This is a genomic window from Antribacter sp. NEAU-D49 (assembly GCF_057158775.1).
In genome coordinates this window covers 20358-40290 of the sequence record NZ_JBXTSN010000007.1, presented here as the reverse complement: position 1 = coordinate 40290, position 19933 = coordinate 20358, and the positions used below count along the sequence as shown (strand labels likewise).

Here is a 19933-nt window from a genome sequence, read left to right as displayed (position 1 = left end):
GGGACCTATGTTCCGCATCGGCCTCACAGGCGGCATCGCCGCCGGCAAGTCCGTCGCCGCCCGGCGTCTCGCCGAGCTCGGCGCCGTCGTCATCGACCACGACGTGCTCGCCCGCGAGGCGGTCGCGCCCGGGTCCGTGGGCCTGGAGGAGGTCGTCCAGGCGTTCGGCGAAGGCGTCCTGACCGCCGACGGCGCCCTGGACCGCCCGGCCCTCGGCCGGATCGTCTTCGGCGACGCCGCCGCGCGCGAGCGGCTCGAGAGCATCGTCCACCCCGAGGTGCGCCGCCTGTCCGCGGAGCGTGAGGCGGCCGCCGGGGCGGCCGAGCCGGGGGTCGTCGTCGTGCACGACATCCCGCTCCTCGTCGAGACGGGGCAGGCCGAGCACTTCCACCTTCTCGTGGTGGTGCACGCCCCTGCGGAGGTGCGCGTGCGACGGCTCGTCGAGTCGCGGGGGCTGGCCGAGGAGGAGGCGCGCTCCCGGGTCGCCGCCCAGGCGTCGGACGAGGAGCGGCTCGCCGTCGCGGACGTGACGCTCGACGGCACCGGCAGCGAGGACGAGCTCCGGGAGCAGGTCGACGGGCTGTGGGCGCGGGTGGCCGAGGAGATCGCGCAGGAGACCGACGCCGAGGCCAGCGCGTGAGGCCCACCGTCCTGCTGACGGGCTTCGAGCCCTTCGGCGGAGACGCCGTCAACGCGTCCTGGGAGGCGGTCCGCGTGCTCGCCGAGAGCTGGGACGCCGACGCCGAGGGTGCCGACCTGGCCACCGCGGTCCTCCCGGTCACGTTCGGCGAGGCGCCTGCTCGGCTCGCCGCCCTCCTGGCCGAGGCCCGGCCGTCGGTCGCGGTCGCCGTGGGCCTCGCCGGCGGCACTGCCCACGTCCGGCTGGAGCGCGTCGCGATCAACGTCGCCGACGCGCGCATCCCCGACAACGGCGGGGCCCAGCCCGTCGACGAGCCCCTTGATCCGCGGGGGCCGGCAGCAGTCTTCACCGGACTGCCCATCAAGGCCGCCCTCGCGGCGCTGGGCGAGGCGGGCATCCCGGCGGTGGTGTCGAACACCGCGGGCACCTACGTGTGCAACGCGACCTTCTACAGCCTCGTGCGGGCGGCGGAGGGAGCCGACGGCGTCCTGGCCGGCTTCGTGCACGTGCCGAGAACCACGGAGGAGCGCTCCGGCGAGGCGGGTGCGCTTCCGGTCGCGACGCTCGCCGAGGCCCTCCGGATCGTCGTGTGCACCGCGCTCGACGTGTCGGCGGGCCGGCTGACGGAGCCGGCGCTCGCAGCGGGGGCGGAGCACTGACCCGAGGATGTCAGTGGGTCGCCGTACGGTAGTGGTATGCGACCCGTGACCGACCTGCAGCGCACGGTGGCCCCGTTCGAGGTCATCTCCGAGTACACGCCGAGCGGTGACCAGCCCACGGCGATCGCCGAGCTCTCCTCCCGCATCCAGGCGGGGGAGAAGGACGTGGTGCTCCTGGGCGCCACCGGCACGGGCAAGAGCGCCACGACGGCGTGGCTCATCGAGAAGCTGCAGCGGCCCACCCTCGTGATGGCGCCCAACAAGACGTTGGCGGCTCAGCTCGCGACGGAGTTCCGGGAGCTGCTGCCCAACAACGCGGTCGAGTACTTCGTCTCGTACTACGACTACTACCAGCCCGAGGCGTACATCGCGCAGACGGACACGTACATCGAGAAGGACTCGTCGATCAACGACGAGGTGGAGCGGCTGCGCCACTCCGCGACGTCGTCGCTGCTGACCCGGCGGGACGTGATCGTGGTGGCGTCGGTGTCGTGCATCTACGGCCTGGGCACGCCGCAGGAGTACGTGGACCGCATGGTGCGCCTCGACGTGGGTGACGTCGTGGACCGCGACCAGCTGCTGCGCAAGTTCGTGACCATGCAGTACACGCGCAACGACCTGGCGTTCACCCGCGGCACGTTCCGGGTGCGTGGTGACACGGTCGAGATCATCCCGGTCTACGAGGAGCTGGCGATCCGGATCGAGATGTTCGGCGACGAGATCGAGTCGATCCAGACGCTGCACCCGCTCACGGGCGACGTGATCCGTCAGGAGAAGAGCGTCTACCTCTTCCCGGCCACGCACTACGTCGCCGGGCCGGAGCGCATGGAGCGGGCCCTCGTCGGCATCGAGGCGGAGCTGGAGGAGCGGCTCGCCGAGCTCGAGCGCCAGAACAAGCTGCTCGAGGCCCAGCGCCTGCGCATGCGCACCACGTACGACATCGAGATGATGCGCCAGATCGGCACGTGCAACGGCATCGAGAACTACTCGCGGCACATCGACGGGCGCGAGGCGGGCACCGCCCCCAACACGCTCCTCGACTACTTTCCCGAGGACTTCCTGCTCGTCATCGACGAGTCGCACGTGACCGTCCCGCAGATCGGCGCCATGTTCGAGGGCGACATGTCGCGCAAGCGCAGCCTCGTGGACCACGGCTTCCGCCTGCCGAGCGCCATGGACAACCGGCCGCTGCGGTGGGAGGAGTTCGTCGAGCGCATCGGGCAGACCGTGTACCTGTCGGCGACGCCCGGCGCGTACGAGCTCTCCCAGTCGGACGGCGTCGTGGAGCAGATCATCCGCCCCACCGGGCTCATCGACCCCGAGGTGGTCGTCAAGCCCACCACCGGCCAGATCGACGACCTGCTCCACGAGATCCGCGAGCGGGTGGAGCGCAACGAGCGCGTCCTGGTCACCACGCTGACCAAGAAGATGGCCGAGGACCTGACGGACTACTTCCTCGAGAAGGACGTGCGGGTGCGCTACCTGCACTCCGAGGTGGACACGCTCCGCCGCGTCGAGCTCCTCCGGGAGCTTCGGCTCGGTGAGTACGACGTCCTGGTGGGCATCAACCTCCTCCGGGAGGGGCTCGACCTGCCCGAGGTGTCGCTGGTGGCCATCCTGGACGCCGACAAGGAGGGCTTCCTGCGGTCCGGCACCTCGCTGATCCAGACGATCGGCCGTGCCGCCCGGAACGTGTCGGGCCAGGTGCACATGTACGCCGACCGGATCACGCCCGCCATGGCCACAGCCATCGAGGAGACCAACCGCCGCCGCGAGAAGCAGGTCGCGTACAACGTGGCCAACGGGGTGGACCCCACGCCGCTGCGCAAGAAGATCGCCGACGTGACGGACATGCTCGCGCGCGAGGACCTCGACACGGCCGAGCTCCTGGCGGGCGGCTACCGCAAGCCGGCAGGCCGCGGGAAGGCCCCGGTGCCGGGCTCGCCGAAGGAAGGCGCCACCACCGGCAACCGGCTCGCCGGTGCGGCGGCGAGCGAGCTGGCGGAGCTCATCCAGGAGCTCACGGCCCAGATGCACGGAGCTGCGGCGGAGCTGCAGTTCGAGGTCGCCGCCCGCCTGCGCGACGAGATCTCCGGCCTGAAGAAGGAGCTCCGGCAGATGCAGGCGGCCACCGCCTGAGCAGGGCGTGTGACCCAGCCCACGGCGCGCGCCGCCAGATACGTCCCGTAGTATGACTCCCCGTTGGAGGGGAGTACTCCCGTCGTGCGGTGAGGTCGTCAATACGGTCGCCAGAGTTGTCGACCCGGTCTCATCGGCTCGCAGGTGCGTTCCGCCCGAGCATGGCTCAGGCTGGTCGTAGCGAGCGGAGAAGACCTCCGGTGCCCCGTCATGTACCGGAGGTTGGCGCGCCCGTGTGGCGACCTCCTTTCCTCGGAAGGAACCTGGATGATCCACGAGCTACCTGTGGAGTTCGAGGTGACGGCACTCATCGCCGTCGTCGTGCTCCTCGTACTCGACCTGCTGATCGTCGGACGCCGTCCGCACGTGCCCAGCATGAAGGAGAGCGCCCTCTGGGTGGGCTTCTACGTGGGGCTCGCGGTGATCTTCGGCGGCATCGTGTGGGCGGTCGGCGGGGCGAGCCCCGCAGGCGAGTTCTATGCCGGCTGGCTCACGGAGTACTCGCTGAGCGTCGACAACCTCTTCGTGTTCGTCATCATCATGTCCCGCTTCGCGGTGCCGCGTGACCAGCAGCAGCGCGTGCTGATGATCGGCATCATCATGGCGCTGATCATGCGTGGCGCCTTCATCCTCGCGGGCGCGGCCATCATCGAGCGGTTCACCGCGATCTTCTACATCTTCGGCGCGTTCCTCATCTACACCGCCATCAACATGGTGCGGCACAAGGACGAGGACGAGGAGTACAAGGAGAACGCCCTCATCCGGAACGTGCGCCGGGTCCTGCCGATGCACACCGAGTACGACGGCAAGAAGGTCCGGACGGTCGTCGACGGCAAGCGCCTGTTCACGCCGATGCTCGTCGTCTTCGTGGCGATCGGCTCGACCGACCTCCTCTTCGCGTTCGACTCCATCCCCGCGATCTTCGGCCTCACCAAGGACCCGTTCATCGTGTTCACGGCGAACGTGTTCGCACTCATGGGCCTGCGCCAGCTCTACTTCCTGCTCGGCGGCCTGCTGGAGCGGCTGGTCTACCTCCCGCTCGCCCTGGCGTTCATCCTGGGCTTCATCGGCGTCAAGCTGATCCTCGAGGCCCTGCACACCAACACGCTGCCGTTCCTCAACGGCGGTCACGGGTTCCACTGGGCGCCGGAGGTGCCCATCTGGCTGTCGCTCACGGTCATCGTGGCGTCGCTCGCCGTGGGCACGGTGGCGAGCCTGGTCAAGATGCGCCACGAGGAGCGTGTGGCGGCTCGCATCGGCGAGTGACCCTGGCGGCCCCAGGCCGCCTCGACCCGCGCTGCCCGACGGCGCCCCACCCACCCAGGTGCGTGGGGCGCCGTCGGCGTCTCGCGGCGGGCGACGTCAGTTGGCGAAGCCGCCGATGACGACGTTCCACTCGCGGACGTCGCGCTGCGCGACGAGGCCGGCCTCCACGAACGGGTCGGCCTCGACGAGCGTGTCGAGCGCGTCGCGGGAGGCCGCCTGGAAGATGAGGAGCGCGCCGTCGGAGGAGCCCTCGACGGGGGCGAGCGGCCCGGAGGCGCGCACGGCGCCGTCGTCGGCCAGGCCGGACAGGTAGGCGCGGTGGTCGGCCCGGACGGCGTCCCGCTGGGCGGTGTCGTCGGTGTAGGTGTAGGTCACGGCGTAGGTAGGCACGCACGTATCCAACCACCGGCGCAGCGACGCCCGCCCACCGGAATCGACCTTCGATGGTGGACGGGCGTCGCAGGAGTGCTAGCGCGAGGTCACTTCTCCCCGTCGGCGAGGGCCACGAGGGCGGCCGCCTTCGAGGCGTACTTCCAGTTGCCGAGCTCGGCGATCGTCGTGATCTTGAGCCCCGCGAGGATCTCGTCGTGCTTCGCGGTGAGGCCCTCGAGCGCCGACGGCGGCGCCTGCAGGATCTCCGCGATCGACTTGTCCTCGTACGCCTTGTCCACCAGCTTCTTGATGTTCACGCCCACGGGAGTGCCTTTCGGGTGAGGTGTCAGGGTTGACGCCTGGAAGCATGTCCCGGGTTGTCACCCTCTGCAACAGATGGCCCCACCTCGGCCGGATCACCAGCCGCGCGCCCGCCACTCGTCGAGGTGAGGCCGTTCCTGGCCGAGCGTGGTGTCGTTGCCGTGGCCGGGATAGACCCAGGTGTCGTCGCCGAACCGGTCGAAGAGCCGTTCGGTCACGTCGCCGAAGAGCTGGGCGAAGCGCTCGGGGTCCTTCTCCGTGTTGCCCACGCCGCCGGGGAACAGGCTGTCGCCGGTGAACAGGTGGACCCGGTGCGCGACGGCGTCCGGCGCGTGCGCACCGGCGGGCTCGGTGTAGGCGTAGGCGACGGAGCCTGGCGTGTGCCCCCGGAGGTGGATCACCTCCAGGGTGACCTCGCCGAAGGTGACGCGGTCGCCGTGGCGGAGCGGAGTCTCGACGCTCACGCCGGTGGCGGCCTCGATCGCCCCGGCGTCCTGCGCGCCGGCGACGGTCCGCGCCCCCGTGACCTCCGCCACGTCGGCCAGCGCGCCCAGGTGGTCGCGGTGCTGGTGCGTGGTGGCGACCACGTCCAGCGGCGGGCCCTGGTCGAGCGGGCCCGCGCCGGGCCCGTCGCCCTCGGCCTCGTCGACGAGGTCCATGAGGCGCTGGGCGTCCGCCGCGGCGTCGATGAGGAGCTGGGCGCCGGTGCGGCGGCAGGTCAGCAGGTAGACGTTGTTGTCGTGCGGCCCCACGGAGGCCTTGCGGATGACGAGCCGGTCGAGCTCGCGGACGTCGCCGGGGCCGCCCGGGTCGACGTCGCCGGTGTAGCCGGGAGAGTCGCTCATGGAACCAGTTTGTCAGGTTCGTCTTGACCGTGTCGGGAGGCGAATGTGACATAGAACAGACGTGCGAATCTCGCGGCGGGGCCGTACCATATTGCGGTGAGCAACCGCCTCGTCGTGTCCGGCGCCCGTGAGCACAACCTCAAGAATGTGGACCTGGATCTTCCCCGGGACAAGCTCATCGTGTTCACCGGTCTGTCCGGCTCCGGAAAGTCGTCGCTGGCGTTCGACACGATCTTCGCGGAGGGGCAGCGCCGCTACGTCGAGTCGCTGTCCGCGTATGCCCGGCAGTTCCTCGGGCAGATGGACAAGCCCGACGTCGACTTCATCGAGGGCCTCTCGCCCGCCGTGTCGATCGACCAGAAGTCGACCAACCGGAACCCGCGGTCGACCGTCGGCACCATCACCGAGGTCTACGACTACCTGCGCCTGCTCTACGCGCGCGCCGGCACGCAGTTCTGCCCGGTCTGCGGCGAGAAGGTGCAGTCGCAGACGCCGCAGCAGATCGTGGACCGCGTGCTCGAGCTGCCCGAGGGCACGCGGTACCAGGTGCTGGCGCCCGTGGTGCGCGGACGCAAGGGCGAGTACTCCGACCTCTTCAAGGAGCTGCAGGCCAAGGGCTTCGCGCGTGCCCGGGTCGACGGCGAGGTGGTCCAGCTCACGGAGCCGCCCACCCTGGAGAAGAAGCTCAAGCACGACATCGAGGTGGTCGTGGACCGCCTGGTGTCCCGCGAGGGGGTGCAGCGCCGCCTCACCGACTCCGTCGAGACGGCCCTGGGGCTCGCCGGCGGGCTGGTCATGATCGAGCTCGTCGATGCCGATATCGACGACCTGGACCGCATCCGTAAGTACTCCGAGAAGCGTGCCTGCCCCAACGAGCACCCGCTGGCGCTCGACGAGATCGAGCCGCGCACCTTCTCGTTCAACGCCCCCTACGGCGCGTGCCCCGAGTGCACCGGCATCGGGTTCCGGCTCGAGGTGGACCCGGAGCTGATCGTGCCGGACGAGGAGAAGTCGCTGCGCGACGGCGCCGTGGTGCCGTGGGCGCAGACGTCGTCGGAGTACTTCGAGCGGGTGCTGACGGCCCTCGCCGAGGAGATGGGCTTCTCCATGGAGGTGCCGTGGCGGGCCCTGCCGCAGCGCGCCAAGGAGGCGGTGCTGTACGGCCGTGACCACCAGGTCCACGTCAAGTACAAGAACCGCTGGGGCCGTGAGCGCCAGTACTCCACGGGCTTCGAGGGCGCGGTGACGTTCCTCCAGCGCCGCCACCTCGAGACGGACTCGGACTGGTCCAAGGAGAAGTACGAGGCCTTCATGCGCGAGGTCCCGTGCCCGGTCTGCAAGGGCGACCGCCTCAAGCCCGAGGTCCTCGCGGTCAAGGTGGACGGCCGGTCCATCGCCGACGTGTGCCGCCTCCCGATCGTCGAGGCCGCTGAGTTCCTCAAGGGCATCGAGCTGGGCGTGCGGGAGCGGCAGATCGCCACCGAGGTGCTCAAGGAGATCCACGCCCGGCTGGGCTTCCTGCTGGACGTCGGTCTCGACTACCTGTCGCTGGAGCGCCCGGCCGGCACGCTGTCCGGCGGCGAGGCCCAGCGCATCCGGCTGGCCACCCAGATCGGCTCGGGCCTGGTGGGTGTGCTCTACGTCCTGGACGAGCCGTCGATCGGCCTGCACCAGCGGGACAACCGCCGCCTCATCGAGACGCTGACCCGGCTGCGCGACCTGGGCAACACGCTCATCGTCGTCGAGCACGACGAGGACACCATCCGCACGGCGGACTGGATCGTCGACGTGGGCCCGGGCGCCGGCGAGCACGGTGGGCGTGTGGTGCACTCGGGCGACTACGCGGGCCTCCTGGAGGCACCGGAGTCGGTCACGGGGGCCTACCTCTCCGGCCGGCGCACCGTCCCGGTGCCGGCGGTGCGGCGCCCCGCGGACCCCAAGCGGGTCGTCAACGTGGTGGGCGCGCGCGAGCACAACCTGAACGGGATCGACGTGTCGTTCCCGCTCGGCGTGCTCACGGCCGTCACCGGCGTCTCCGGGTCGGGCAAGTCCACCCTGGTCAACTCGATCCTCTACACGGTGCTCGCGAACGAGCTCAACGGCGCCCGGCGCCCGGCGGGCCGCCACACGCGCGTCACCGGGCTCGAGCACCTCGACAAGGTGGTGCACGTCGACCAGGGCCCGATCGGGCGCACGCCGCGCTCCAACCCCGCCACGTACACGGGGGTGTGGGACCGCATCCGCAAGATCTTCGCCGAGACCGAGGAGGCGAAGGTGCGTGGGTACGGGCCGGGCCGCTTCTCGTTCAACGTCAAGGGCGGCCGCTGCGAGGCATGCTCGGGCGACGGCACCATCAAGATCGAGATGAACTTCCTCCCGGACGTCTACGTCCCGTGCGAGGTGTGCCACGGTGCGCGGTACAACCGCGAGACGCTCGAGGTGCACTTCAAGGGCAAGACGGTCGCCGACGTGCTCGACATGCCGATCGAGGAGGCCGCGGAGTTCTTCGCCGCGTTCCCGGCGATCTCCCGCTACCTCAAGACGCTGGTCGACGTCGGGCTCGGCTACGTGCGGCTCGGCCAGCCCGCGCCCACCCTGTCGGGCGGCGAGGCCCAGCGCGTCAAGCTGGCCGCCGAGCTCCAGAAGCGGTCGACCGGCCGCACCATCTACGTGCTGGACGAGCCGACGACGGGCCTCCACTTCGAGGACATCCGCCGGCTCCTCGGGGTGCTGCAGTCGCTCGTCGACAAGGGCAACACCGTCCTGGTGATCGAGCACAACCTCGACGTCATCAAGAACGCGGACTGGGTGGTCGACATGGGCCCCGAGGGCGGTTCCGGCGGTGGCCGGGTGGTTGCCGAGGGCACCCCCGAGCAGATCGCCCAGGTGCCCGAGAGCCACACCGGCCGGTTCCTGGCCGAGGCGCTCGACGGCCACCCGCCGGTGGTGCAGCCGCCGTCGAACGGTGCCGCCAAGCGCAAGCCGAGGGCCAAGGTCGCGGTGACGGCGTGACGGCGTGACGGCAGCGGGGCCCGTGCTGCGTATCGTCCGGGACGGCACGCCGGAGGCCGCTGAGCTGCTGCGCGACGGCTGGTCGGTGGTCGCTGAGTCGTGGGGTGCCCGCCTGCACGTGAATGGCGAGCGCGACCCGGTCCTGAGGCGCTGCTCGGGCCTCGTCGCGCGGGCGGAGCAGCGGGGGTGGTCGTTGCGCGAGGCGGGCGGAGACGACGCGGAGGCGGTCGTCGCCCTCGATGCGGCGTCGGTCGCCGACTACCCGGAGACGCCGCAGAACGCCCACGAGGTGCCGGATGCGTCGGCGCTCGCAGCCGACCTGGACGCAGGCCGTGCCTGGGCGTTCGTCGCCGTCTCGGCCGGTGGGGACCTCGACGCGGCGACCATCCTCCGCGCGGAGGAGCGCCACCCCGCCGGTCCCTTGGTCGACACCGACTTCACGGTGGTCCGCTCGACGGCCCGACGTCGGGGCCTCGCCTCAGGCGTGAAGGCTGCGGCGGTCCTGGGGCTCTTCGAGCGTGGGCACTCGCTGTTCGGCACGGGCGGGGCGGCAGCGAACACGGGCTCTGTGGCCGCGAACGAGGCGGTCGGCTACGAGATCACGGAGCGGTGGCTGAACCTGACCCCGCCGGTAGAAGACAGCGCCCTCGACTGACTCTGATCGGCGGTGCCCTAGATCGGTCGGCGGGCCAGGAGCTCCGGGATCCGTGATGATCCGGAGTACCAGTCGCCGAGGTCGGGGTCGATAGCCCGGAGGAGCCGGGCCATGGTCCGGTGGTATCCCCGCAGGTCGTGGCCGATGACCGGTTCGTGGTGCGCCACCCGGTTGCGGAGCCGGTGGAGTCGCGACGCCCAGTAGTGCACCACGGCGGGGTCCGCGTGAAACGGGAAGGCGTGCTGGAGCGCGTTCGTCCACAGCACCTGCTGGGTGCGCTGCTTCTGCGCCGGCGCGCCGGGGTCGGGAAGGAGCCGGATCCAGGTTCCCAGCGACACCTGAGCGACGACGTCGTCGTGCGTGATCGCCTCGGTCCGGCGCGGATGGGAGAGGTCGCGATCGGCCCGGCACGCTTCAGCTCGTCTGAGGGCTGTCGCGTAGGTCGACAAGACGATTCCGCCTCGGCGCGGATTGAGCAGCCCCCACAAGGGCTGGGCCGGTGTGGCGAGCCACTCCGTCGAGTAGGCGGAGACGCCGTGCCTGAGGGCGGGCGGACGCGAGGCGTTCCAGGCCCGCAGCTCCCGGTCGATGGCGTTGCGCATGGCCACCTCGACGTGTCCCAGCGACTCATGAAGTGCTCCGCTCATCTCGCCGCCCCAGCGATAGAGCGCGACCGCGCGGGCTGAGCTTCCCGCATGGCTGAGATACGGAGCGAACCGCGGCGCGGAGATGTGCCGTTCGAGCGGATGGATCAGCACGGGCGCTTGCGGTGAAGTCGGAAGCATGTCTACCCTCGTCCCAGGAGCGCGGGCAGGACACCGCGCGAAGTGATTGAGCCAACCCCCCGGATCCTCGGATCCGGGGGGCGCTTTCATTTTCGGTCCTCTATCCAGGTTTCGCGCGTCCAGCGCCGCGCCCACCCCATCCCTGGCCCCGACGGCGAGCCACCCCTAGGGTGGCGAGCATGAGCGGAGCCCTCCACGACTACTCGGTGACGGTGACCTGGACGGGAGCGGGGGAGCGCGGTACGGCGTCGTACACCGCGTACTCGCGGGACCACGACGTCCTCCTGCCCCACAAGCCCCCGCTGCCCGGGTCGAGCGACCCTGCCTTCCGGGGCGACCCGCAGCGGTACAGCCCGGAGGAGCTCTTCGTCGCGAGCCTCTCGCAGTGCCACATGCTGTGGTTCCTGCACCTGGCCGCCGAGTCCGGCCTCGTGGTGCGCGACTACACCGACGACGCCAGCGGCACCATGCGGGTCGAGGCGCGCGGCGAGGGCCAGTTCACGGACGTGACCCTCCGGCCGCGCGTCGTGGCCGACCCGGGCGAGACGTCCACGGACGAGCACATCGCGGCGCTGCACCACCGCGCGCACGCGATGTGCTTCATCGCGCGGTCGGTGAACTTCTCGGTGCGCGTCGAGCCGGTGCCGGTGCGCCTCGCCGCCTGAGGGCAACGACCTGGGCGTGCCGGGCGTCCTGAGGGTGAGGACCGCTCACCAAGGAGGACCATCGTGCGTACCCGGCTGACCCTGACCCTGCCGCTGGCGGGGGCCGTGCTCGCCCTGCTCGCAGGCTGCGCGAGCCCCGTCGACAGCCCGGGCGGCACGCCGGGGGCCAGCGGGTCGCCGTCGGGCACCAGCAACGCGCCGGCCGAGAGCGAGCCGGTCACGAGCGAACCGGCCACGGCCCCCGCCCCGCCCGAGGCGGGCGAGCCCATGCCCGTCCAGGAGGGCTTCCAGCCCCCGTGGTTCGAGGGCACGGCCTGGTCGTGCGGCATGCCCGAGGCGGAGCTGGTGCCGACGGACACGGAGTACCGCCTGACCGTCACCGGGCCCGTCACGGACGTCGCGAACGGCGAGCCGTCGCACAGCGGCGACAGGTTCCTGCCCGTCCGCCTGGACGGACCGGCGACCGTCGCCTGGGTGAGCCCGCCCGAGACGATCTGGACGCAGGACGGCGTGGTGGTGCACCTCCCGGCGCTCGCGGACTCCGGCCCGGTGGAGGCCCAGGCGGGCACCCCGCTGGACGCCGTGCTGCACCCGCTCTCCCACTGCCTGCCAGGCCCGGAGACCGGGGGCATGACCACCTACGAGACGCCGATGGCCGAGGGCGAGTACCAGGTCCGGGCGTTCGTCGAGATCGACCCGGTGAGCTCGCCGCGCCGCTGGGTCCTGAGCGAGCCGGTGGACGTCGTCGTGACCGAGGACGGAGTGTCAGAGTCCTGAAATAGGCTCGTCCGCATGGCCGATCCCGCCACCTACCGTCCTGCCGCCGGAGAGATCCCCACGTCACCCGGCGTCTACCGCTTCCGCGACGAGCACGGCCGTGTCATCTATGTGGGCAAGGCGAAGAACCTGCGTTCACGGCTGGGGAACTACTTCCAGGACGTGGCGAACCTCCACGAGCGCACGCAGCGGATGGTGACCACCGCGGCGTCGGTGGAGTGGACGGTGGTGGGCACCGAGGTCGAGGCCCTCGCGCTCGAGTACTCGTGGATCAAGGAGTTCGACCCGCGGTTCAACGTCAAGTACCGGGACGACAAGTCGTACCCCTACCTGGCCGTCACCATGGGCGAGCTGGTCCCGCGCGCACAGGTGATGCGCGGGGCCAAGCGGCCGGGCACGCGGTACTTCGGGCCGTACGGTCACGCGTGGGCCATCCGCGAGACGCTCGACCTGCTGCTGCGGGTCTTCCCCATCCGGACCTGCTCCGCGGGCGTGTACAAGCGCGCCCAGCAGACGGGCCGGCCGTGCCTGCTGGGCTACATCGACAAGTGCTCGGCTCCGTGCGTGGGCCGCATCAGCACGGACGACCACCGGGCCCTGGCGGCCGACTTCTGCGACTTCATGGCGGGCGACACCGCCCGGTTCGAGAGGCGGCTCACCCAGCGCATGCAGGAGGCGGCGGCGTCGATGGAGTACGAGCAGGCGGCCCGCCTGCGCGACGACATCCAGGCGCTGCGCCGTGCCACCGAGAAGAACGCGGTGGTTCTCGGCGACGCCACCGACGCCGACGTGTTCGCGCTGGTGGGCGACGAGCTCGAGGCAGCGGTCCAGGTCTTCCACGTCCGCGGCGGCCGTATCCGCGGCCAGCGCGGCTGGGTGGTGGAGAAGGTCGAGGACGTCACGGACGGGGAGCTGGTGGAGCACCTGCTCCAGCAGGTCTACGGCCAGGTGGACGACGACGTCGCGGCGGCCTCGGGCGGCGACGCCGGCTCCGCCCGGGCGGCGGCGCGCGACGCCGTGCCCCGGGAGGTGCTCGTGCCGGTGCTCCCGCCGGACCTGGACCAGGTCACGACCTGGCTCAGCGGCCTGCGGGGCGCGCGCGTGGACGTGCGTGTGCCCCAGCGCGGCGACAAGCGCGACCTCGCGGAGACGGTCCGCAAGAATGCCGAGCATGCCCTCGCACTCCATCGCACCCGCCGGGCGGGTGACCTGACCACCCGCAGCCAGGCGCTGCGCGAGATCCAGGAGGCGCTGGGTCTCGACTCGGCGCCGCTCCGCATCGAGTGCTACGACGTGTCGCACACGCAGGGCACGTACCAGTCGGCGTCCATGGTCGTGTTCGAGGACGGGCTGCCCCGCAAGAGCGAGTACCGGTCGTTCAGCGTCCGTGGCCCCGAGGGCGACGGTGCGCGCGACGACACGGCGGCGATGCACGAGGTCATCACCCGCCGCTTCCGCCGCTACCTGCAGGACCGGCTGGCCTCCGGCGAGGTCGAGGTGGACGACCGGGTGGATGCCGACGAGGCGCCGGTCCCTGGGCCGGGAGCGCCCCGGTCGGGCGAGGTGGCGGCGGACGCCCCGCCCGAGCGCCCCCGCTTCGCGTACCCGCCCAACCTCGTGGTGGTCGACGGTGGCCCGCCGCAGGTCGCGGCGGCGGCCCGGGCGCTCGAAGAGCTCGGCATCACGGACGTGGCCCTCTGCGGGCTCGCGAAGCGGCTCGAGGAGGTCTGGCTCCCGGGGGAGGAGTACCCGGTCATCCTGCAGCGCTCCTCGGAGGGCCTGTACATGCTGCAGCGGGTGCGCGACGAGGCGCACCGCTTCGCCATCAGCCAGCACCGCAAGCGGCGCAGCAAGGGCATGACGGCGTCGGTGCTCGACGACGTGCCCGGGCTCGGCCCGGCGCGGAAGAAGACGCTGCTGACCCACTTCGGCTCCCTGAAGCGGCTGCGCGCGGCGAGCGTCGAGGAGATCGCGAGCGTCCGGGGCGTGGGGGACAAGACGGCCCGCGCGGTTCTCGACGCCCTGAGCAGCGAGGGGAGTTCGAGCACGGCGCCTGCCCCTGGCATGCTGGGACCATGAGCGAGCCGTCCCCCATCACCGCACCGACCGGGATCGCCGCCATCGAGGCGGCGGCACCGGCCCCTGAGCGCACCGAGCCGGAGGTGCTGATCATCACCGGCATGTCGGGTGCCGGGCGCTCGCGTGCCGCGGCGGTGGTGGAAGACCTCGGCTGGTACGTCGTCGACAACCTGCCGCCGATGATGCTCGTCCCGATGGTCGACCTCATGGCGAAGGGTTCCTCGATCGAGCGCGTGGCCGCCGTGGTGGACGTCCGCGGCCGCCAGTTCTTCGCGGAGCTCGACAAGGTGCTGACCCACATGTCGGAGGCCGGGGTGTTCTACCGGATCCTCTACCTCGACGCGTCCGACGAGGTGCTCGTGCGCCGCTACGAGCAGGTGCGCCGGCCGCACCCGCTGCAGGGGGAGGGCCGCATCCTCGACGGGATCGAGGAGGAGCGCCGCCTCCTCGCCAGCATCGCGGAGCGGGCCGACGTGGTCATCGACACCTCCGACCTGAACGTCCACGACCTGGCGCGCGAGATCCGGGCCGCCCTGTCGGACGGCAACCCCGAGGCGTTGCGCATCAACCTCCTCTCGTTCGGGTTCAAGTACGGGCTGCCGCTGGACGCCGACCATGTCGTGGACGTCCGGTTCCTCGCCAACCCCTACTGGATCACCGAGCTGCGCCACCTCACCGGCCGGGACGCCCCCGTCCGCGACTACGTGCTCGCGCGGCCGGGCGCCCGCGACTTCGTGGACCGGTACGTGGCGGCCCTGGAACCGGTCCTCGCCGGCTACCTCCAGGAGGAGAAGCGCTACGTGACGATCGCCGTCGGCTGCACGGGCGGCAAGCACCGGTCCGTCGCGATGGCCGACGCCGTCGCCGACCGCCTCCGGGCCGGCGGCCACCGCGTCACTGTCACCGCCCGGGACCTGGGACGCGAATGAGCACGCCCCTGCCCCCGGGAGGCCCTGGCACCGGCTGGGCGTCGGGCGCCACGGCCCGGCCCGAGTGGAGCCGCAACCCCGCGGTGGTCGCCCTCGGCGGCGGCCACGGCCTGTCCGCCAGCCTCTCCGCGCTGCGCCTCATGTCCGACCGGCTCACGGCCGTCGTCACGGTCGCCGACGACGGCGGGTCGTCGGGCCGGCTCCGCGAGGAGCTGGACGTGCTCCCGCCCGGCGACCTGCGGATGGCGCTCGCGGCCCTGTGCGACGACTCGGAGTGGGGGCAGACCTGGAGCGGCCTGCTCCAGCACCGCTTCACGTCGGCGGGCGACCTCGACCGGCACGCCGTCGGCAACCTCCTCATCGTCGCGCTGTGGGAGCGGCTGGGCGACACGGTCGCGGGGCTCGACTGGGTGGGCCGGCTCCTCGGCGCGCGGGGGCGCGTGCTGCCGATGGCGTCCGTGCCGCTCGTCGTGGAGGCGGACGTGCGTCGGGGCGCGGACGACGGGCCGCTGGAGACCGTGGTGGGGCAGAGCAAGGTCGCGGTGACCGACGGGCGCATCGAGCAGCTCCGGCTGCTGCCCGCCGACCCGCCGGCGCCTCCGGAGGCCGTCCAGGCCGTGCTCGACGCCGACTGGGTGGTGCTGGGGCCGGGCTCCTGGTACTCGTCGGTGCTGGTGCACCTCCTGGTCCCCGAGCTCGCCGCCGCCCTGCACGACACCCCGGCCCGGCGCTGCGTCACGCTCAACCTCTCGGCAGACACCGGGGAGACGGCGGGCCTGACGGCGATCGACCACCTGGAGGCCCTGCACAAGCACGCCCCGGGCCTGCGGGTCGACGCGGTGCTCGCCGACCCGTCGGCGGTGGAGGACGTGGCGGGCCTGTCCGACGCCGCCGCGTCGATGGGTGCGCGGCTCCTCATGCGCCAGGTCCGCCGGGGCGACGGCACGGCGCGGCACGACTCGCTGCGCCTCGCCGCCGCCTACCGGGACGTGTTCGACGGCGTGCTGGGCGACGTGTAGCGCAGTTTATCCGCGCGTCGCGCCAGACACGCCGGGACATTTCCCCCTGTTGGTCGCGATTCCACCCGCCCTGACCCTTGCCGCCGTGGCAGGATGACCGCATGGCGCTCACGGCACAGGTCAAGGAGGAGCTCGCGCGGGTCAAGGTGGCCAGGACCTCGTGCCGCAAGGCAGAGGTCTCGGCGACCCTGCGCTTCTCCGGTGGCCTGCACATCATCTCCGGTCGCGTGGTCATCGAGGCGGAGCTCGACACCGAGCTGGCCGCCGCACGGCTCCGGCACGCGATCCACGACCTGTACGGCCACACGAGCGAGCTGATCGTGGTGCAGGCCGGCGGCCTGCGCAAGAGCAGCCGCTACGTGGTGCGGGTGGTCCGGGAGGGCGAGTCGCTCGCCCGGCAGACGGGCCTCCTGGACGTGCGCGGCCGGCCCGTGCGGGGCCTCGCGCCCGAGGTGGTGTCCGCGGGCGTCCCCGAGGCCGAGGCGGTCTGGCGGGGGGCCTTCCTGGCGCACGGCTCGCTCACCGAGCCCGGGCGCTCCATGGCCCTGGAGGTCACCAGCCCGGGGCCGGAGGCGGCGCTCGCGCTCGTCGGCGCTGCTCGTCGTATCGGCGTCTCCGCCAAGTCGCGCGAGGTGCGGGGCGTGGACCGCGTGGTCATCCGGGACGGCGACGCGATCGCCACGATGCTCCAGCGCATCGGTGCTACCGACACCCTCACGGTGTGGGAGGAGCGCCGTGCGCGCCGCGAGGTGCGGGGAACGGCCAACCGGCTCGCCAACTTCGACGACGCCAACCTGCGCCGGTCCGCCCGGGCGGCGGTCGCGGCGGGCGCGCGCGTCCAGCGGGCTTTCGAGATCCTGGGTGACGAGGTGCCCGAGCACCTGCGCGAGGCGGGGGAGCTGCGCCTCGCGCACAAGCAGGCCTCGCTGGAGGAGCTCGGCCGGCTCGCCGACCCGCAGCTGTCCAAGGACGCCGTCGCCGGCCGGATCCGGCGCCTCCTCTCGACCGCCGACAAGCGCGCTGCGGAGCTCGGGATCCCGGACACGGAGGCCGGTCTGAGCCCGGACCTGCTCGACCTGTGAGACCACCCGCCCCCAGGTCGACCTGAGGTCACGTGAGGGCCGGTATCGGGTATAGGCTCGCAAGCGTCAGGTGACGACGGTGTGACCTTCACGTTTCCACCGTGGTCTTCTGCGCCCTGGTCGTGAGGGTCGGCCGACCTCACCCGCATGCTGCGAGCGCCCCGTGCGCCGCGACACAGATACGAACCGTGTGCGTCGGGTTCGCCGGCGCGCCCTGAGGAGGCATTGTGACCATCCGCGTCGGTATCAACGGCTTCGGCCGCATCGGACGGAACTTCTACCGCGCCATCATCGCGTCGGGTGCTGACATCGAGATCGTCGGTGTGAACGACCTGACCGACAACGCGACCCTCGCGCACCTGCTCAAGTACGACACCGTGCTGGGCCGCTTCCCGCTGAGCGTCGACTTCGACGACGAGAACATCATCGTCGACGGGAAGAAGATCCGTGCGCTCGCCGAGCGTGACCCCGCGAACCTTCCCTGGGGCGAGCTGGGTGCGGACATCGTGATCGAGTCCACGGGCTTCTTCACGGACGCGACGAAGGCCAAGGCGCACATCGACGGTGGGGCCAAGAAGGTCATCATCTCGGCGCCGGCCAAGAACGAGGACGCCACGTTCGTCATGGGCGTCAACAACGAGCAGTACGACCCGGCCGCGCACCACATCATCTCGAACGCGTCGTGCACCACGAACTGCCTCGCCCCGCTGGCGAAGGCGCTCAACGACTCGATCGGCATCGAGCGCGGTCTGATGACGACGATCCACGCGTACACGGGCGACCAGAACCTCCAGGACGGCCCGCACAAGGACCTGCGCCGTGCCCGTGCGGCCGCGCAGAACATCGTCCCCACCTCGACGGGTGCGGCCAAGGCCGTGTCGCTGGTGCTGCCCGAGCTCAAGGGCAAGCTGGACGGCTACGCGCTCCGCGTGCCGACCATCACCGGCTCCGCCACGGACCTGACGTTCACGGCGTCGCGCGAGGTGACGGTCGACGAGGTCAACGCCGCCGTCAAGGCCGCGTCGGAGGGCGTCCTCAAGGGCATCCTCGAGTACGTGGACGACGAGATCGTGTCGTCGGACATCATCACCAACCCGCACCAGAGCATCTTCGACTCGAAGCTGACCAAGGTGATCGGTGACCAGGTCAAGGTCGTCTCGTGGTACGACAACGAGTGGGGCTACTCCAACAGCCTCGTCGCCCTGACGTCCTTCGTGGGCGAGAAGCTCTGACGAAGCCCGGCGAGCGCGTACCCGCGTGACCGCGAAGGGGAGCCCTGGTCCCACCGGTGCCGGGCCGGCTTCGGCCGGCCCGGCCGGGACCAGGGCTCCCCTGTGCGCGGTGCGCTCCTGATGAGGAAAGGCTTGGTATGAAGACCATCGACTCGCTCGGCGACCTGCGCGGCAAGCGCGTGCTCGTCCGCTCCGACTTCAACGTCCCGCTCGACGGGACCACCATCACCGACGACGGCCGCATCCAGGCCGCGCTGCCGACGCTGCGCCGTCTGACCGAGGCCGGCGCCCGCGTGGTCGTCACGGCGCACCTGGGCCGCCCCAAGGGCACCCCGGACTCCAAGTACTCCCTGGCGCCCGTCGCCGCGCGTCTGGGCGAGCTGCTCGGTCAGGACGTGGCGCTCGCCGAGGACCTGGTGGGCCCGTCGGCCCAGAAGGTCGTGGCAGCCCTCGAGGACGGTCAGGTGGCCCTCCTGGAGAACGTCCGGTTCGACGCTCGCGAGACGTCCAAGGTGGACGCCGAGCGCGAGGAGCTCGCGGGCGAGCTCGCCGCTCTGGCCGACGCGTTCGTCTCGGACGGCTTCGGCGTGGTCCACCGCAAGCAGGCGTCGGTGTACGACGTCGCGAAGGTGCTCCCCGCCGCTGCCGGCGACCTCGTCCTCAAGGAGGTCGAGTCGCTGTCCAGGGCCACGGAGGACCCGCAGCGCCCCTACGCGGTGGTGCTGGGCGGCTCCAAGGTCTCCGACAAGCTCGGCGTCATCGCGAACCTCCTGACCAAGGCGGACCGCCTCTTCATCGGCGGCGGCATGGTCTTCACGTTCCTCAAGGCCCAGGGGCACGCCGTCGGCTCGTCCCTCCTCGAGGAGGACCAGGTCGAGACGGTCAAGGGCTACCTGGAGACGGCGGCGGCCAACGGCGTCGAGATCGTCCTCCCGGTCGACATCGTCGCCGCGGACTCGTTCGCGGCGGACGCCCCGCACCGCACCGTCCCCGCCGACGCCATCCCGGACGGCACCATGGGCCTGGACATCGGCCCGGACTCCGGCGCCCTCTTCACGGACCGGCTCGCCGACGCCCGCACGGTCGTCTGGAACGGCCCCATGGGCGTCTTCGAGTTCGAGGCGTTCGCGGCCGGCACCAAGGCCGTGGCGCAGGGCATCGTCGACGCGACGGCGGACGGCGCGTTCTCCATCGTGGGCGGCGGCGACTCTGCCGCGGCGGTGCGCCTCCTCGGCTTCGACGAGGCGGGCTTCAGCCACATCTCGACGGGGGGCGGCGCGAGCCTCGAGCTGCTCGAGGGCAAGGAGCTCCCCGGCATCACGGTCCTCCAGGACTGAGCTCAGGCCTCAGACAGGCAGGACTGAGCACCACTTTCCCTGGTGCCCGACGCCGGGCCGGGGGCCGGCGCCCGCAGGCGCGCCGGCCCGCGGCGGGCCCCCGCCGCCCCCCCTGTGGC

18 protein-coding genes are annotated in these 19933 nt (G+C 71.6%); 14 read left to right on the top strand and 4 right to left on the bottom strand.

From position 1 onward, the window contains the following. Positions 1-7 precede the first annotated feature (7 nt). The 4 genes from coaE (at position 8) to AC060K_RS07715 (ending at position 4704) form a co-directional block, all read left to right on the top strand. On the top strand, positions 8-640 hold the full coding sequence (gene coaE, locus AC060K_RS07730; RefSeq protein ID WP_483764849.1) for a dephospho-CoA kinase: 633 nt from the start codon (positions 8-10) through the stop codon (positions 638-640). Then, positions 637-1299: a pyroglutamyl-peptidase I gene (locus AC060K_RS07725; RefSeq protein WP_483764848.1), complete on the top strand. Its 663-nt coding sequence runs from the start codon at positions 637-639 to the stop codon at positions 1297-1299. Before coaE ends, AC060K_RS07725 begins: the two co-directional genes overlap by 4 nt. A gap of 36 nt (positions 1300-1335) precedes the next feature. Then, positions 1336-3438 carry an excinuclease ABC subunit UvrB gene (gene uvrB, locus AC060K_RS07720; RefSeq protein ID WP_483764847.1) on the top strand — a complete coding sequence of 701 codons (2103 nt, stop codon included), beginning with the start codon at positions 1336-1338 and terminating at the stop codon, positions 3436-3438. 267 nt (positions 3439-3705) lie between these two features. Then, complete coding sequence (locus AC060K_RS07715; RefSeq protein WP_483764846.1) at positions 3706-4704, top strand: TerC family protein; 999 nt, start codon at positions 3706-3708, stop codon at positions 4702-4704. 96 nt (positions 4705-4800) lie between these two features. On the opposite strand, the gene AC060K_RS07710 is transcribed toward AC060K_RS07715, so the two are convergent. The 3 genes from AC060K_RS07710 to AC060K_RS07700 all read right to left on the bottom strand — a co-directional run bounded on the left by AC060K_RS07710 (position 4801) and on the right by AC060K_RS07700 (position 6242). Further along, a complete protein-coding gene (locus tag AC060K_RS07710) occupies positions 4801-5094 on the bottom strand; it encodes a YciI family protein (RefSeq protein ID WP_483764845.1) in 294 nt (97 codons plus the stop codon). 89 nt (positions 5095-5183) lie between these two features. Then, positions 5184-5399, bottom strand: coding sequence for a hypothetical protein (locus AC060K_RS07705; protein ID WP_483764844.1), 216 nt, complete (start codon positions 5397-5399; stop codon positions 5184-5186). Between the two features lie 93 nt (positions 5400-5492). Continuing rightward, the gene (locus AC060K_RS07700) at positions 5493-6242 is read right to left on the bottom strand and encodes an MBL fold metallo-hydrolase (RefSeq protein ID WP_483764843.1); all 750 of its coding nucleotides are present in this window, start codon (positions 6240-6242) and stop codon (positions 5493-5495) included. A gap of 96 nt (positions 6243-6338) precedes the next feature. On the opposite strand from AC060K_RS07700, the gene uvrA reads away from it, so the two are divergent. Both uvrA and AC060K_RS07690 read left to right on the top strand, forming a co-directional pair. Beyond that, positions 6339-9254 (top strand): excinuclease ABC subunit UvrA, encoded by a 2916-nt coding sequence (gene uvrA / locus AC060K_RS07695; RefSeq protein WP_483764842.1) that lies wholly within the window; start codon positions 6339-6341, stop codon positions 9252-9254. A 22-nt stretch (positions 9255-9276) separates the two neighbouring features. Next, positions 9277-9909 (top strand): acetyltransferase, encoded by a 633-nt coding sequence (locus tag AC060K_RS07690; RefSeq protein WP_483764841.1) that lies wholly within the window; start codon positions 9277-9279, stop codon positions 9907-9909. Between the two features lie 17 nt (positions 9910-9926). Here AC060K_RS07690 and AC060K_RS07685 read toward each other — a convergent pair whose 3' ends face one another. Then, positions 9927-10556 carry a hypothetical protein gene (locus tag AC060K_RS07685; protein WP_483764840.1) on the bottom strand — a complete coding sequence of 210 codons (630 nt, stop codon included), beginning with the start codon at positions 10554-10556 and terminating at the stop codon, positions 9927-9929. A 317-nt stretch (positions 10557-10873) separates the two neighbouring features. Between AC060K_RS07685 and AC060K_RS07680 the strand changes: the two genes are divergently transcribed. The 8 genes from AC060K_RS07680 (at position 10874) to AC060K_RS07645 (ending at position 19814) form a co-directional block, all read left to right on the top strand. After that, positions 10874-11359, top strand: a complete 486-nt coding sequence (locus AC060K_RS07680) for an OsmC family protein (RefSeq protein WP_483764839.1) — start codon at positions 10874-10876, stop codon at positions 11357-11359. Between the two features lie 63 nt (positions 11360-11422). Continuing rightward, entirely contained in the window at positions 11423-12136 is a 714-nt protein-coding gene (locus AC060K_RS07675; RefSeq protein ID WP_483764838.1) for a hypothetical protein, read from the top strand. 15 nt (positions 12137-12151) lie between these two features. Further along, positions 12152-14215, top strand: coding sequence for an excinuclease ABC subunit UvrC (uvrC, locus tag AC060K_RS07670; protein ID WP_483764837.1), 2064 nt, complete (start codon positions 12152-12154; stop codon positions 14213-14215). Beyond that, positions 14212-15144, top strand: coding sequence for an RNase adapter RapZ (gene rapZ / locus AC060K_RS07665; RefSeq protein ID WP_483764836.1), 933 nt, complete (start codon positions 14212-14214; stop codon positions 15142-15144). The genes uvrC and rapZ overlap by 4 nt, the downstream gene beginning before the upstream one ends. Beyond that, positions 15141-16163: a gluconeogenesis factor YvcK family protein gene (locus tag AC060K_RS07660; protein WP_483764835.1), complete on the top strand. Its 1023-nt coding sequence runs from the start codon at positions 15141-15143 to the stop codon at positions 16161-16163. The genes rapZ and AC060K_RS07660 overlap by 4 nt, the downstream gene beginning before the upstream one ends. Positions 16164-16264: 101 nt before the next feature. Then, a complete protein-coding gene (gene whiA, locus AC060K_RS07655) occupies positions 16265-17245 on the top strand; it encodes a DNA-binding protein WhiA (protein ID WP_483764834.1) in 981 nt (326 codons plus the stop codon). A 227-nt stretch (positions 17246-17472) separates the two neighbouring features. Beyond that, on the top strand, positions 17473-18477 hold the full coding sequence (gene gap, locus AC060K_RS07650) for a type I glyceraldehyde-3-phosphate dehydrogenase (RefSeq protein ID WP_483764833.1): 1005 nt from the start codon (positions 17473-17475) through the stop codon (positions 18475-18477). A 137-nt stretch (positions 18478-18614) separates the two neighbouring features. Then, a complete protein-coding gene (locus AC060K_RS07645) occupies positions 18615-19814 on the top strand; it encodes a phosphoglycerate kinase (protein WP_483764832.1) in 1200 nt (399 codons plus the stop codon). The last annotated feature ends 119 nt before the right edge of the window (positions 19815-19933 follow it).